Genomic DNA, 14,919 nt, shown 5'->3' on the forward strand with positions numbered 1-14,919 from the left:
CAAGACAGACGCCACCCCACACGCGCCCCCGCCATGAACGACGCCAAACGCCGCGCCCTGTTCGAGACGCTGCAACAGCTCAATCCGACGCCGACGACCGAACTGGAATACACGTCGCCATTCGAACTGCTGATCGCCGTGCTGCTCTCGGCGCAGGCTACCGACGTCTCCGTGAACAAGGCGACGCGCAAGCTTTACGCCGTGGCGAACACCCCGGCCAAGATGCTTGCCCTCGGCGAAGCTGGCGTGTCTGATTTCATCAAGACGATCGGCCTGTATCGCACGAAGGCCAAAAACGTCATCGCGACCTGTCAGTTGCTGCTCGACGTGCATGGCGGTGAGGTACCGCGATCCCGCGAGGCGCTGGAATCATTGCCTGGGGTTGGCCGCAAGACCGCGAACGTCGTACTCAATACGGCGTTTGGCGAGGATACGATTGCCGTCGATACGCATATCTTCCGTGTCGCCAATCGTACCGGTCTGGCGCCTGGCAAGGATCCGCTGGCCGTGGAACTGGCGTTGGAGCGCTTCACCCCGCGCGAATTCAAGCACGACGCGCATCACTGGCTCATTCTGCACGGCCGCTACGTATGCAAGGCACGCAAACCGGAGTGCTGGCACTGCGCCATCGAACCGCTGTGCGACTTCCGGCCCAAGACGCCCGCCCCAAAGGTCTGATACGGCACCGGCGACGCGTCACGGCACAACGTACCCACGCACGAACCTTAAAACGACAACGGGCGGCCCGATAGCGGGACCGCCCGTTTTGTCTTGCACTCGCCCACGAAGTGCTGCGGCGTGCGCAGACAGCGCGTTAGATGATGCGTGCCGCTTCGTCGAACGACAGACGCGGATTGCGGGGGAACAGTTTGCTCTGATCGCCGTAGCCCAGATTACAGATGAAGTTCACACGCCATTCGGTGCCAGCAAAGAACGTATCGTTGACCTTCTGCGCGTCGAAGCCGGCCATCGGACCGCAATCGAGGCCCAGTGCACGTGCTGCGAGGATGAAATACCCACCTTGCAGCGAACTGTTCATGTGCGCCGCGCCGGCAGCCTTGGCGGCGTCCCCCGAGAACATCGGCACCATCTTTTCAGCACCGTTCGGGAACAGCTTGGGCAGGTGTTCGTAGAACTTCAGGTCATAAGCGATGATCGCCGTCACCGGCGCGGTACGCGTCTTGTCGACGTTGCCGGGCGCCATGCACTCGAGCAGCTTCGCCTTGGCTTCCGGACTCTTCACGAACACGATACGGGCGGGCGTGGTGTTGGCCGAGGTCGGCCCCCATTTCACGAGGTCATAGAGTTCGCGCAGCGTTTCGTCGCTGACCGGCTTGTCGAGCCACACGTTGTGCGTGCGGGCATCGGTGAACAGTTGGGCGACAGCTTCTTTGGCAATGGTGCTCATGACGGTTGACCTCTGGTGTTGAACGTCGAACGAATGGCAAACGATGGGCGATTGTACCGTCGTCGCATGGCAGGCGCTGGCGAGCCAAAAATCGCAGAAGGATCAGGCACTTGCGGTGTTCGTCGTGTCTGCCGAAGCACCTCGAGCCGAAAGCCAGACCACGCCGGCCAGAATCAGCGCCCCACCGCCCAACTGCGCGACGGTGAGCGTTTCACCCAGCAGCATGGCCGCGAGCAGCACGGTCACCACGGGCTCCAGCGTCGAGAGCATCGAGGCGCGTCCGGCGCCGAGGCGCTGCAAACCGGCGAAGAACGTCAGGATCGCGATGACCGTCGAGCACACAGCAATTGCGGTTAGCGCGGCCCACCCCATGGCGCCGTCCGGCCAGTGCAGCGGCAACCCACGCCAAGCCCGAACCGCCGCGATCGCACCAAACGACACCGTCGCCGCCAGGCAGACGAGCGTGGCAGTCGCCCGGGCATCCACGCCGCGCGTCACACGCGCGCCGACGACGATATACCCCGAATAAATCAAGGCCGACGCCACAGCCAGCGCCATACCGAGCGGTTGGCCGTGTCCGCCTCCGACCGTCAAGGCGGTGCCAAACGAGCACAGCACCAACGCGCCGATCTTTACCGGGGTGAGACGTTCATGTAGAAAAATCGCGGCCAGAATCGTTACGAAAACGGGGTACAGATACAACAGCAATGCGACGAGCGAAGCCTGCGCATACTGGAGCGCCCCGAAGAAACAAAGCGATTGCCCCACGTAGCCAATGCCCCCCATCAGGGCGATATGCAGCGACTGACGCCGCGAAGGGAAACGCACCTGCTGTATCCGGCACCAGACGAGCAGCAACACCGTTGCCACGAAAAAACGGAACAGCAGCATCGCGAACATGTCGGCGCCGGAAGCGGCCGCGCCGCGCGCAAAGATGGCCATGGCGCCGAACGCCGCCGCCGACACCGCAATCAGCGCAATGCCGCCGCGTGCGGATGGCGCTGGTGACGTAGGCACGGGCGGCGCATCGCCAAGCGCCGGGGGAGTGACTGGGCTGCGGGGGCTTTGCGGCATGATTGAGCAAATTGAGCGACAATACGGCGTGTTTTTCTTGCGTTATCGGCGTGATCCGGTCATTCCCGGACCGCCGGGCAGTTTGCGGCAATACGCGCACTGCGGCTCCCCGCGGGCGGATGCGCCATTGTAGTCACGGTAAGGCACGCCGCAAGATGCCCGAAAAAAGAACCCCCACGGAGTCCCCATGTTCAATCCGAGCCGCGACGAAGTCCGGCAATTCTTCTGCACCACCTGGCAAAAGCAGCGCAGCGGCGGCATTCTCACGCCGCTCGAAACGATTGCCGCCGACTGGATCCAGGAACATCCCGAATATCACGAAGCGCTCGCCGATACGGAAGACGCCAGCGGGCGCGATTACTCGCCGGAAGCCGGGCAGACCAACCCGTTCCTGCATCTGTCGATGCACCTGGCGATCAGCGAGCAGGTCTCGATCGACCAGCCGCCGGGCATCCGCGCGGCGTATGAAAAGCTGACCCATCGGCTCGACTCGCCGCACGAAGCACAGCACCGCATCATGGAATGCCTGGGACAAACGCTCTGGGAAGCACAGCGCAGCGGCCAACCGCCCGATTCAGACGCGTATCTGCAACGCATCGAACAACAGGCGTCGCGCTGAGCGAGCCCCTCGGCGTCACTCGGAACGACGGGAACCGCACCTACCGCAACCGACGCCGATGAATATGCGATAGACGTGATGCCCGGAAGGAAAGCAAACGACGGCTGCCGCTACGGCAACCGTCGTTTTTTTACGTCCGGCGCCATGACAGGCGCTCGCAAGCTTACTTCCTGGTGACGAGATCGCCCGGCAGCGATTCGATATAGGCCGAAATGTCCTTGAGTTCTTGCGACGTAAACGGACGCGGCTTGCCGTCCTTACCGATCGTCGCAGGATTGGACATGACCTGCGTCTTCATGATTGCGTTGCTACGCCCATACACGGTGCTGGTTTCGTTCTGATACGCACGCAAGGCGTTATAGACGTAGTCAGCGTACTGACCAGCCAGCTTGGGGTATTCGGGGGTAATGGGCGCGTTCAAATTGGCGCCGTGGCAGCTCGCACACATTCCCTTGTCGACGAGCGCCTTACCATTAGCGACGTTACCTGCGGCCATGGCCGAACCGCTAAGCGAAGCGAGCACCGCACCGAGCGTGAGCGACACCGCAGCAGCGGCCTTTGCCATCGAATGCTTCATCTTGTTCTCCTCAGCCACGCACGATTTACTTTTGGGGATTGACCGGCGACGACGCCGTCTGCGCAGCGTAGTACGCGGCGATGTTGACGATGTCCTGATCGCTCAGCGTCTGCGCAATGGCATGCATGGTCGAGAACTTGCGGTCGCCCTTCTTGTATTCGTTCAGTGCGTTCTCGATGTATTTGGCATTCTGCCCGCCGATACGCGGCACCCGGTAAACCTCGGGAAACGCGGTGCGATAGTCGGGAATGCCGTGGCAGCCAATGCACATGGCAACCTTGCTCTTCGCGGCGTCGAGATCGGGCTTGAGCTCTGCCGCATGCGCCGCAGACATCAGCGACGTGCTGCCAAGCGCCAGCGCCATCATCGTGAGGAACTTTTTCATGGTCTTCTTGGGAACGTTTTTGGTTGGAATACCGGCCCGCAACACGCAGGTCGACGTCCTGGCTCCAAGGCCGTCGACCCGTGAAAAAAGCAATCGATTGTAACCCACACCCTCCCGGGCGCAAACTCGGTGCTGACCCGCACAGTTCTCCGAAGTTTTTCTGCAAGCCTTTGATGTCAAAACACATTTTCAACGCCCGAGCGAGCCATATGCGCAATGTCTTATACTGAACTTTTTCCCTGCCCGGCCGGTTGGCCGGCTGTTTGCGGACGGCACCGACAATGCGCTTTGAAGGCTCTTCCCAATACGTCGCCACCGACGACCTCAAGCTCGCCGTGAACGCGGCATCCACGCTGCAACGACCGCTGCTCATCAAGGGCGAACCGGGCACCGGCAAGACCATGCTGGCGGAGGAAGTCGCTGCCGCGCTCGATATGCCGTTGCTGCAATGGCACGTCAAATCCACGACCAAGGCACAGCAAGGCCTGTACGAGTACGACGCCGTCTCGCGCCTGCGCGATTCGCAACTGGGCGACGAGCGTGTGCGCGACATCGCCAACTACATCGTCAAGGGCGTACTCTGGCAAGCCTTCGAGGCCGATCATCCGGTCGTGTTGCTCATCGACGAAATCGACAAGGCCGACATCGAGTTTCCGAACGACCTGCTGCGCGAACTCGACCGCATGGAGTTCTACGTTTACGAGACGCGTGAGCTGATCAAGGCACGTCACCGTCCGCTCGTCATCATCACGTCGAACAACGAAAAGGAGCTGCCGGACGCCTTCCTGCGCCGCTGCTTCTTCCACTACATCAAGTTCCCGGATCCGGCGACCATGCAGTCGATCATCGACGTGCATTTCCCCAATATCCGCCGCGAACTGGTGAGTGCGGCCATGGCCACGTTCTTCGAAGTGCGTGAAATTCCCGGACTGAAGAAGAAGCCATCGACGTCGGAACTCATCGACTGGCTCAAGCTGTTGATGGCCGAAGAGATCGACCCCGAAGCGTTGCGTAGCGCCGATAACAAGCTGGCGATCCCGCCGCTGGCCGGCGCGCTGCTCAAGAACGAACAGGACATGCATCTGTTCGAGCGACTCGTGTTCATGAATCGCGCCAACCGGTAAGCGTACCCACGTCATGCTGATCGACTTTTTCTACACATTGCGCGCGGCGAAACTGCCGGTCTCGGTGAAGGAGTATCTGACGTTGCTCGAAGCGTTGCAGCGTCAGGTCATCGCACCTTCGCTCGATGACTTCTACTATCTGGCGCGTCTCTCGCTCATCAAGGACGAGAAGCACTACGACAAGTTCGATCAGGCCTTCGGCGCCTACTTCAAAGGCGTACAGCAGATGGTGGATGCGTCGGGGGAAGTCCCGCTCGACTGGCTCAAGAAACGTATGCAACGCGAGTTGTCCCCGGAGGACAAGGCACGCATTCAGGCGCTAGGTGGGCTAGACAAGCTCATGGAACGTCTGCAGCAACTGTTCGACGAGCAGAAAGGCCGGCACGAAGGCGGCAACAAGTGGATCGGCACGGGGGGAACGTCGCCGTTCGGCAACGGCGGATTCAACCCGGAAGGCATTCGCATCGGCGGCGAAAGCAACGGCAATCGCTCCGCAGTCAAAGTATGGGACCAACGGACGTACCGCGACTACGACGACACCGTCGAACTCGGCACCCGCAACATCAAGGTCGCACTGCGGCGTCTACGCAAGTTTGCGCGTGAAGGCGCCGCCGAGGAACTGGATCTCGATGACACCATTCGCTCGACGGCAGCCAACGCGGGCTGGCTCGATCTGAAGCTCGTGCCCGAGCGCCACAACAACGTGAAAGTGTTGATGCTGCTCGACGTCGGCGGCTCGATGGACGATCACATCGCCCGCACGGAAGAACTGTTTTCGGCGGCGAAATCGGAATTCAAGCATCTCGAGTTCTACTACTTCCACAACTGCGTCTACGACTACCTGTGGCGGCAGAACCGACGCCGTCACAATGAGCGCTTCGAGACGTGGGACGTGCTGCGCAAGTACCCGTCGGATTACAAGCTGATCTTCGTGGGCGACGCGACGATGAGCCCGTACGAAGTGCTGCAGCCGGGCGGCTCGGTCGAGTACAACAACAAGGAAGCTGGCGCCGTCTGGCTGCGGCGCTTCATCGATCGCTTCCCGCATCACGCGTGGCTCAACCCGGAACCGGAAGGCATCTGGCAGTATCGCCAGTCGATTTCGGTGATCCGCCAGCTGTTTGCGAATCGCATGTATCCCATTACGCTGGCGGGACTGGAGTCGGCGATGCGGGTACTCAGCAAGTAACCGTCCCTCTTCCACTCCCGCCGAACCGATGCCGGACGCCTGTCCGGCACACGGGGCTTTTGCTGCCCGCCGCAAATCTGTATCGTTTGGCAAGCGGCAATCACAACAACAACGTAACGACAGAGACATACGCCATCATGACGTCCAGCACGACTCCCGTGACGCCGCCACCTTTGCGCCCCCTCGCGGACACCTCGCCGTCAGCCATCGTGGCCGGCTTCGTCGCGATGATGACGGGCTACACCAGCTCGCTCGTCCTCATGTTTCAGGCGGGGCAAGCCGCGCATCTTACGTCTGCGCAGATTTCATCGTGGATCTGGGCGCTGTCCATCGGCATGGGCGTGACGACTGTCGGGCTCTCGCTGCGGTACCGCACGCCGGTCGTCGTGGCGTGGTCGACCCCGGGCGCAGCACTCCTGATCACCTCACTGCCCGGCGTGCCGTACGGCGAGGCCATCGGGGCCTTCATCGTCTGCAATGCGCTCATTGCCATTTGCGGGCTGACAGGCGGTTTCGAGACGATCATGCGGCGCGTGCCGCCAGCGCTGGCGTCGGCCTTGCTCGCTGGCATTCTGTTCCGCATCGGACTCGAGATCTTCGTCGCGGCACAACATCAGACGGCACTGGTGTTGTCGATGTTCTTCACGTATCTCGTCATCAAGCGCTTCGCATCGCGTTACGCCATTCTGCTGGCCCTGATCGTGGGAACGGCCGTTGCCGGTGGGCTTGGCCTGCTCGACTTCAGCCACTTCGACATCTCGCTCGCGAAGCCGGTCTGGACCACGCCTGCGTTCTCGCTGTCGGCAACGATCAGCATCGCGATTCCGTTGTTCGTCGTGGCGATGGCCTCGCAGAATGTGCCAGGCCTGGCCGTGCTCCGGGCCGACGGCTACAAGGTGCCGGCGTCACCCTTGATTTCGACCACGGGAATTGCGTCGGTGCTGCTGGCGCCGTTCGGCTCGCACGGCATCCATCTGGCGGCCATCACGGCGGCCATCTGCACCGGAAGAGAGGCACACGAAGATCCGGCCAAGCGCTATACGGCTGCCGTGTGGTCCGGCGTCTTTTATCTGATCGCGGGCACGTTCGGCGCGACCATCGCTGCCCTGTTCGCCGCATTTCCCAAGGCGCTTGTGGTCTCCATTGCGGCGCTCGCGCTGTTCGGGTCGATCATGAACGGCCTGGCCAACGCCATGCACGACACTCGCCAGCGCGAAGCGGCGCTCATCACGTTCATGGTGACGGCGTCGGGCCTGACGCTGCTGTCCATCGGCTCCGCATTCTGGGGGTTGATTGCGGGCGTGGTGACGCTGGCGATTCTGGAATGGCGTCGCACGTGAACCCGCGCGGGCCGAGGTGATACCATTCGGCCCGCAACGTTTTCCAATCACTTTTGACGTAACCGCAGGAGCAGCAGAACCATGGCAGTGATCGAACCGACCCCGGTCTTCAAGGACAATCTGGCATTGATGGCCGCCATCGGCAGTGTCGAGGGTATCGCCCGTATCGATTTGCGCGACGGCAGCGGCGCCGTGGTGGGCACCATCGAAAACGCACCGGGCAAGCAAGGCTCGCTCGCCGTCTACCACTATCTGAAGCAAGCCTTCGGCACGCTTGACGCGAAGGCTGCCGAGCACGCGCTGGCCGTCTTTGGCGAGCACACTGCCGATGCCCGCAACCGTCCGGGCGCACACCCGAACGTCGACCGTCTGCTGGCTATCGTCGCTGGCGGCGAAGCGCTGACGATCGAGGAAGTCACGGCCTGATACCTGACACGTGGCGTCCAACGGGCAATAAAAAAGCCAGCCGATCGGCTGGCTTTTTTACGTACGCCACAAGCAAACGCCATCGGCGCAGTCATGCTTGGTACGCGATACGCGTCAGACCGTAAGTACCGGGCCACCGTCGCCGTTGGTCTCACGCAGTTGCTTGACCCAACGCTTGGCGGGCAGGCCGGTGGCCGCTTCCACGACCTTGGCGCGCGCTTCCACGTCCTTCCACTCCACCGACAGCAGCGGACCGTTGAAGGCCAGCACGATCACATTGCCGTCGTGGACTTCCGGAAACTCGATCACCCGATTGTCGAACGCCTGACGCAGACGACGGATGTTCTTCGGATAGCTGTCGTGATCGCCGAAAAGATTCATCGTCAGCATGCCCGGTTCGCGCAGCGCTGCGCGGCAGGCCTTGTAGAACGCGGGGGTGTCATGCACCGGGCCGCGGGCGGTGGCGTCGTACAGGTCGACTTGCAACACGTCGATGGTCCCGTGATTCGCGGCATTCGTGACGAAATCCCAGGCGTCGGCTTCAAGCACCTTCAGGCGGCGCGAATCGCTCGGCAGATCGAACATCGTCCGCGCGGCCACGACCACGGCCGGGTTCAGTTCGACAGCCGTGACTTGCGTGCGCGGGAACTGCTTGGCGGAAAACTTCGTGATCGAGCCCGTGCCCAGGCCGAGCTGCACCACGTGCTTCGGTACGTGCATGAACAGCAACCACGCCATCATCTGCTGCGCGTATTCCAGCTCGATGCGATCGGGCTTGGACAAACGCATCGCGCCTTGCACCCACTCCGTGCCGAAGTGCAGGTAACGCACGCCACCAATTTCGGAGAACGTCACCGGCGCGAAACGCGGCTTGTATGCGGGACGCGGGGAACGGGCGGCACGATCGTCGGCGACGAACGCTTCGGCTTCGATGGATTTGCGTTTGATGAGGGTCATGTGTCCTTCAGTAAAGCTCGGGAAATTCCGATGGGTTCGCATTGTACCGGGTTCGGGATCCAGTCCCGGCGGTGACAGTACGTTTGGTGCGCATACGCTCTGTGGTGGTGTCCGCAAATCATGCGGATGTCATCGATCCGGGCTCACCGAGCCACTCGCGCAACGCAAGCCAGGCGTCGCGCTTCGTAGCGAACGGAATCGTATAGGCCGGGCTGCTGGAAGGTAGCAACACCACCGGCAATGTCGCCCTGCCCCCGCCTTGCGCTAGCGCGCGTTGACCGATGCGGGCGGCGGTCCCGCCATTGAACGCCACGGCGCGCAACGACGGCAACGTCTCAATCAATCCGACGAGGTCACTCCCCGCATGCAAGCGGATATTGCTGTCGAGGCTCCCCTCGCGGCGCGCCTGCGCCACCACATCCCAAAGTCCAACGCCATGCGCGCGCAGCACGTCGAGCCGGGCCTCGTACGCCAGTGTCGGCAGCGGCACGCCGATCACGTCGCCGACCAGATGCCAGAAACGATTTTGCGGATGCGCGTAGTACTGCTGCTGCGCCAGCGACACTTCACCCGGCAGGCTGCCAAGAATCAGCACGCGTGTATTCGCATCCACGACGGGTGGAAAGTTGCGCTTCAGTGCCGGGATGGGAGATGTGGACATGCCGCTTAGTCCTTCACCGTCTCACGATGCGTGGCTTGAAGGCGGCGCCAGAAGCGCGGCAAGAACGCTTCCGTCACGAGCAATGGCGCGCCATGCCGCAGAAACACCGAGCGACGTGCCCACAGGCGCGCGTTCGGATGCGTACCCACCAGCGGGTCACGTGCATCACGACGCGCGCGAGTGTGCAGCAGATGTCGCGGCCCCAACGGGCTGGACACCAACACGGAGCGCGTGACGGTGGGGTCGTGATAAAGCAGATCGGCAAGCGGTCGTGTACGCAAGCGACGCATCGCCTGCCAGATCGAACGGCTGTAAGTGAGCGGCGTAACGCTGTGCGCGACGACAACGGGTTCGTCGTCCACAAGCAGAATGACGTCGCGCGCCCACATGGGGGTACGCAACGGCACGCCGATGGCACGGCACTGATCCGCATCGGCGGGCATGACCCGCTCAGCCACGACGCGCACGCTCACACGGCCTAGCGCGGACAGATGCCGCGTGAGTGCGCCGCCCCGGGTCAACCAGTCCTTGTGACGACGCGAAAGCGCCGGTGCCGGGACAGCCTGCCAGCGCCGCCCGCTTACTTCGAATCGGAAAGTCATGGCTCGGCATTATAAAGGCGTCACGCGACAACGCGCCGTGCACCATGGCGGCCGCGGATGTCCGCCCGACACCGCACAGTCAATGGCTGCGGACCGACGCGCCCCATGAAAAAACCCCCGCGACATTTCGTCACGGGGGCTTTTCATGGCACGGTGGAGCGACTTGGGTGCCGCTCAGCGGAACCGGTGAAATCAGCGCGCGGAGAGCAACAGTGCGTTGGTCCGCTTCACGAACGCCGCCGGGTCTTCCAGACTGCCGCCTTCAGCGAGCAATGCCTGATCGAACAGCAGTTGCGTCCAGTCCGCCAGATCGGCGCTCTCGGCATTCAGACGCTGGATCAGCGCGTGCTCCGGATTGATCTCGAGAATCGGGCGGAATTCGGGCATCTTCTGCCCGGCCGCCTTCATCAGACGCTGGAGCGTGCCGCTCATATCGTTCTCGTCCGACACCAGACAAGACGGCGAATCGGTCAGACGGAACGTGACACGCACGTCCTTCGCCTTGTCCGCGAGCACTTCCTTCATCTTTTCGACGAGCGGCTTGAGGTCGTCGCTGGTCTTCTCCTGCGCTTCCTTCTCACCGGCATCTTCCAGCGCGCCGAGGTCCAGATCGCCACGCGCTACGCTCACGAGCGCCTTGCCGTCGAAGTCGTGCACGTAGGACAACATCCACTCGTCTACGCGATCGGTCAGCAGCAGCACTTCCACCCCCTTCTTGCGGAACACCTCAAGATGCGGGCTGTGGCTTGCGGCCACCCAGCTCTCTGCCGTCACATAGTAGATCTTGTCCTGACCTTCCTTCATGCGGCCGACGTAATCCGCCAGCGACACGTTTTGTTCGGCCGAATCATTGTGCGTGCTGGCAAAGCGCAGCAGCTTGGCGATACGCTCGCGGTTGGCCTGATCCTCACCGGTGCCTTCCTTAAGTACCTGACCGAAGGCGCCCCAGAACTGGGTGTACTTGTCCTGCTGGTTCTCGGCCAGATCCTCGAGCAGGCCGAGCACACGCTTGGCACAGCCCTCGCGAATGGCCTTCACATCGCGGCTCTCCTGAAGGATTTCGCGCGAGACGTTCAACGGCAGATCGGCGGAATCGACGACCCCACGCACGAAGCGCAGGTAATTCGGAAGCAGCTGCTCGGCGTCGTCCATGATGAACACGCGCTTGACGTACAGTTTCAAGCCGCCTTGCGAATTACGGTCCCAGAGATCGTACGGCGCATGACCCGGCACATACAGCAGTTGCGTGTATTCGCTGCGGCCCTCTACGCGGTTATGAGTCCACGCAAGCGGCGGTTGCATGTCGTGGGCAATGTGCTGGTAGAACTGCGTGTACTGCTCGTCCGTAATCTCGCTCTTGCTGCGGGTCCACAGTGCGCTGGCCTGATTGACGGTTTCGTCGGCCTCGGCAGGCTCCATTGCCTGTTTTTCTTCGTTCCACGCTTCACCGCGCATCACGATGGGCAGTGAAATATGGTCCGAATACTTGCGGATGATCGACTGCAATTGCCACGACGAAAGCAGCTCGTCTTCGCCTTCGCGCAGATGCAGCGTGATCGCCGTGCCGCGCGGTGCGCGCTCGATGGTTTCGACCGAGAAGTCGCCTTCGCCCGTCGACGACCAGCGCACGCCCTCTGCGGCGGGCAGACCGGCACGGCGCGATTCGACCGTCATGCGATCGGCGACGATGAACCCCGAGTAGAAGCCCACGCCGAACTGCCCGATCAGGGCGGCGTCCTTTTGCTGATCGCCCGACAGACGCGAGAAAAACTCCTTGGTACCGGACTTGGCAATCGTGCCGAGGTGCGCGATGGCTTCCTCACGGCTCATGCCGATGCCGTTGTCTTCGATGGTGACAGTGCGGGCGTCCTTGTCGAACGACACGCGAATCTTGAGTTCCGGATCCTGCTCGTACAGCGCGCCGTCGTTGATCGCTTCGAAACGCAGCTTGTCAGCGGCATCCGAGGCGTTGGAGATCAGTTCGCGCAGGAAGATTTCCTTGTTGCTGTACAGCGAATGAATCATCAGTTGCAGAAGTTGTTTGACTTCTGCCTGAAAGCTCATGGTTTCTTGCGCCATGGTCGGGAACCCTCATGAATCGGTGAGATGGATGAAATGTCGACTCGGACCGCCGCCGGGCGCACTTGCGCGCGCGCTGCCGCAATGGCGGTACACGTCGGAACATGGGACTGGCCGGCTGCATTTCAAGGCCGACAGGAGGGTTATTTTGCCGATGCTGGCCCAACATGGTCGTGAAATGCGGCAAGACCCGGCAAAAACCCAAAGCGCTCGACCATGGGGCCAGCGCCAGAGACGACGTGAATACGGTGCCGCGAACGACAGGAACGGTGGAATCAGTGGAATCAGCCCGCACCCTGAGGATCATCGGTACGCAGGCACGCCCTACCAACCGATCGGTCGGCCCTCCGATCGCACCGTGGCGGATATCACGCCGCCAGTTCGAGCTGCCGCGACAGGAACGACAGCATCGACGGATCGCTGGAGCATGTGATGTTCATGCGCATCCACGTACTCGGCGTCTGTCGCGGCGAAAACAACGCACCGGGCGCAAACAGAAATCCTGCCTCGTGACCGGCAGCCGCAATGGCGTTCGTATCGATCCCCGTGTCGACCCAGAGAAACATGCCGGACGTCGGCTCCCCGAACATCCGCAATCCGATTCGCTCCAGATGCCGTCGCGTACCATCGCGCACCTCGTCGAGTCGCGTGCGCAAACGCTCGACGTGACGTCGATAGTGCCCCTCGGTCAACGCCTTGTAGACGATGCGCTCGTTGATCTCCGGCGTGGTCGAACTCGATAGCATTTTGTGATCGACAAACGTCTTCGCCAACTCCGGCGAACAGGCCACGAACGCCACGCGAAGATTGGCGGCGAGCGTCTTCGAGAAGCTGCCCATGTAGATCACGCGCTTGAGCTGATCCAGACTCGCCAGACGCGCCACCTGCTGATGCGGCGGACACAGATCGCAGTAGATGTCGTCCTCCAGCACCATGAAGTCGTACTGCTCCGCCAGCCGCAGAATCTGGAACGCACGCGCCGGGGTAAGCGACGTGCCGGTCGGGTTGTGAAGAATCGAATTGAGGATGAGCAACTTGGGGCGATGTTGCTGAACCAGTCGCTCCAGCGCCTGCATGTCGAGCCCATCCGGTGTGTACGGCACGCCGATCGTATGCGCGCCTTGCGACGCGATTCGTCCGAACATGACGAACCACGCGGGATCCCCCACGAGCACCGTATCCCCTGCGCTAACGTACAGCCGCAACAGGAAGTCCACTGCTTGCGTAATGCCCGACGTCAGCACGATCTGCTCCGGACGCGCGCCGATCTCGAGCTCCGCAAGCTGCGTCTGCAACTGCATGCGCAGCGGTAGAAAACCGTGCGGATTGCCGCTCTGAAGCAGATGCGCGCTCGACTGCCGGCTCATGGACCGCATGGCAGACGTCATCATGTCCGCATCGAGCCAGCCGGGCGGCAGGTACCCCATTCCCGGGCCGCGTTCGGGCGCGACCTGATGCAGCATGCTGCGGACCAGCCAGGCCACATCGAGCGGCCCTTGCGCCACCATCGGCGCCGCAACGTTCTGCGGCGGCACCGCCGGACGCTCACGCACGTAAAAGCCCGAACCCCGCCGTGCTTCGAGATAGCCCTGCGCGACCAGCCGCTCATACGCTTCCACGACCGAGAACCGCGATACGCCCTTGTCTTCGGCCAGCGAGCGGATCGACGGCATCCGCATGCCCGGCAGAAAGACGCGCTCCTCGATACGCAAGCGCGCCCAATGCACCAGTTGATCGACGAGCGTCATGCGCGCCGTATCGAGCGCTGCGTTGTCCGCCAGAATCAACGGAGAAATACGGTTCGTTGTCGTCATCGTCGTCCACCTTGTGGCGCGCCGCACGAGCGCAGCCATCCCTAACAGAACGCACCGGTCGTGCCGATGCGGACATTTGCGAAAGTCACCGATTGGCATCCCCCGCCAGGTTGACACGTTCCTATGCCAAAAGTGTCAGCCCGAAGTCGCTATGGGTCGCCACTCTACGCTAGTCAAATTCCCTGTCAATGCCGAACTGTACCGAAAACTCCCTCGACATCTGTATCGGTACTGTACCGGAGTTAACCGATAAAGTGTCCTCTCAACTGGAGACCGCCATGCGTGAAATCCGACTCTTCGAGCTAGACCCGGGACAGACCGTCTTCTGGCAAAGCCCGGCTATCGAACCGCCTCAGTCGCTGCAAGTGTTGCAGGGCGTACTGTGGCTGACCGTGGAAGGCGAACCGGTCGACCACTGGCTGCGTGCGGGCGAGAGCTTCGAGATTCGGGGTGGTCAGCGCGTGTGGCTCGGTACCTGGCAAGACGGCGCCCGCATGCGCGTGAGCCAGCCCGCCAAGACGCTTTGCGCGTCAGGTGGCAGCGGCCTGCTTCGTAACGGATGGCGTCTGGCATGGCGTGAAATCGCCGCCCGCGTACCGCGTCTGACGAATCGGCAGGCGACGCCACTTTCTCGCGGGTAAGACGGTGGTGCGCCACAACGCGT

Annotated in this window: 16 protein-coding genes; 7 read left to right on the forward strand and 9 right to left on the reverse strand. The window is 62.0% G+C overall.

From position 1 onward, the window contains the following. The first annotated feature begins 33 nt into the window (after window positions 1–33). Window positions 34–678, forward strand: a complete 645-nt coding sequence (gene nth, locus C5N93_RS12290; RefSeq protein ID WP_150721452.1) for an endonuclease III — start codon at window positions 34–36, stop codon at window positions 676–678. Between the two features lie 136 nt (window positions 679–814). Here nth and C5N93_RS12295 read toward each other — a convergent pair whose 3' ends face one another. Continuing rightward, window positions 815–1,408, reverse strand: coding sequence for a malonic semialdehyde reductase (locus tag C5N93_RS12295; RefSeq protein WP_242559470.1), 594 nt, complete (start codon window positions 1,406–1,408; stop codon window positions 815–817). A 102-nt stretch (window positions 1,409–1,510) separates the two neighbouring features. Continuing rightward, window positions 1,511–2,425 carry a DMT family transporter gene (locus C5N93_RS12300; protein ID WP_242559471.1) on the reverse strand — a complete coding sequence of 305 codons (915 nt, stop codon included), beginning with the start codon at window positions 2,423–2,425 and terminating at the stop codon, window positions 1,511–1,513. 244 nt (window positions 2,426–2,669) lie between these two features. Here C5N93_RS12300 and C5N93_RS12305 point away from each other — a divergent pair, with 244 nt between their 5' ends. Further along, window positions 2,670–3,101: a DUF1841 family protein gene (locus C5N93_RS12305; RefSeq protein WP_150721450.1), complete on the forward strand. Its 432-nt coding sequence runs from the start codon at window positions 2,670–2,672 to the stop codon at window positions 3,099–3,101. Window positions 3,102–3,264: 163 nt separating this feature from the next. On the opposite strand, the gene C5N93_RS12310 is transcribed toward C5N93_RS12305, so the two are convergent. Together C5N93_RS12310 and C5N93_RS12315 are read right to left on the reverse strand one after the other, a co-directional pair. Beyond that, a complete protein-coding gene (locus C5N93_RS12310) occupies window positions 3,265–3,678 on the reverse strand; it encodes a c-type cytochrome (protein WP_242559472.1) in 414 nt (137 codons plus the stop codon). Window positions 3,679–3,703: 25 nt separating this feature from the next. Next, complete coding sequence (locus tag C5N93_RS12315) at window positions 3,704–4,063, reverse strand: cytochrome c (protein ID WP_069341708.1); 360 nt, start codon at window positions 4,061–4,063, stop codon at window positions 3,704–3,706. 281 nt (window positions 4,064–4,344) lie between these two features. Here C5N93_RS12315 and C5N93_RS12320 point away from each other — a divergent pair, with 281 nt between their 5' ends. The 4 genes from C5N93_RS12320 (at window position 4,345) to C5N93_RS12335 (ending at window position 8,142) form a co-directional block, all read left to right on the forward strand. Next, the gene (locus C5N93_RS12320; protein WP_242559473.1) at window positions 4,345–5,187 is read left to right on the forward strand and encodes a MoxR family ATPase; all 843 of its coding nucleotides are present in this window, start codon (window positions 4,345–4,347) and stop codon (window positions 5,185–5,187) included. A gap of 13 nt (window positions 5,188–5,200) precedes the next feature. After that, entirely contained in the window at window positions 5,201–6,376 is a 1,176-nt protein-coding gene (locus C5N93_RS12325; RefSeq protein ID WP_242559474.1) for a VWA domain-containing protein, read from the forward strand. A 137-nt stretch (window positions 6,377–6,513) separates the two neighbouring features. Continuing rightward, window positions 6,514–7,716 (forward strand): benzoate/H(+) symporter BenE family transporter, encoded by a 1,203-nt coding sequence (locus C5N93_RS12330; RefSeq protein WP_242559475.1) that lies wholly within the window; start codon window positions 6,514–6,516, stop codon window positions 7,714–7,716. Between the two features lie 87 nt (window positions 7,717–7,803). Then, entirely contained in the window at window positions 7,804–8,142 is a 339-nt protein-coding gene (locus C5N93_RS12335; RefSeq protein WP_242559686.1) for a DUF2322 family protein, read from the forward strand. A 114-nt stretch (window positions 8,143–8,256) separates the two neighbouring features. On the opposite strand, the gene C5N93_RS12340 is transcribed toward C5N93_RS12335, so the two are convergent. From C5N93_RS12340 to C5N93_RS12360, 5 genes are all read right to left on the reverse strand, one after another. Continuing rightward, the gene (locus tag C5N93_RS12340) at window positions 8,257–9,099 is read right to left on the reverse strand and encodes a spermidine synthase (RefSeq protein ID WP_242559476.1); all 843 of its coding nucleotides are present in this window, start codon (window positions 9,097–9,099) and stop codon (window positions 8,257–8,259) included. A gap of 118 nt (window positions 9,100–9,217) precedes the next feature. Further along, a complete protein-coding gene (locus C5N93_RS12345) occupies window positions 9,218–9,760 on the reverse strand; it encodes a DNA-deoxyinosine glycosylase (protein ID WP_242559477.1) in 543 nt (180 codons plus the stop codon). A gap of 5 nt (window positions 9,761–9,765) precedes the next feature. Beyond that, complete coding sequence (locus tag C5N93_RS12350; protein ID WP_242559478.1) at window positions 9,766–10,362, reverse strand: chorismate lyase; 597 nt, start codon at window positions 10,360–10,362, stop codon at window positions 9,766–9,768. A 192-nt stretch (window positions 10,363–10,554) separates the two neighbouring features. Further along, a complete protein-coding gene (gene htpG, locus C5N93_RS12355; protein WP_150721443.1) occupies window positions 10,555–12,441 on the reverse strand; it encodes a molecular chaperone HtpG in 1,887 nt (628 codons plus the stop codon). A gap of 368 nt (window positions 12,442–12,809) precedes the next feature. Then, window positions 12,810–14,255, reverse strand: coding sequence for a PLP-dependent aminotransferase family protein (locus C5N93_RS12360; protein ID WP_242559479.1), 1,446 nt, complete (start codon window positions 14,253–14,255; stop codon window positions 12,810–12,812). A 278-nt stretch (window positions 14,256–14,533) separates the two neighbouring features. Between C5N93_RS12360 and C5N93_RS12365 the strand changes: the two genes are divergently transcribed. Continuing rightward, a complete protein-coding gene (locus C5N93_RS12365) occupies window positions 14,534–14,896 on the forward strand; it encodes a DUF2917 domain-containing protein (RefSeq protein ID WP_242559480.1) in 363 nt (120 codons plus the stop codon). The last annotated feature ends 23 nt before the right edge of the window (window positions 14,897–14,919 follow it).

Source organism: Pandoraea sp. LA3 (assembly GCF_022696215.1).
GTDB classification, from domain to species: Bacteria; Pseudomonadota; Gammaproteobacteria; order Burkholderiales; family Burkholderiaceae; genus Pandoraea; species Pandoraea capi.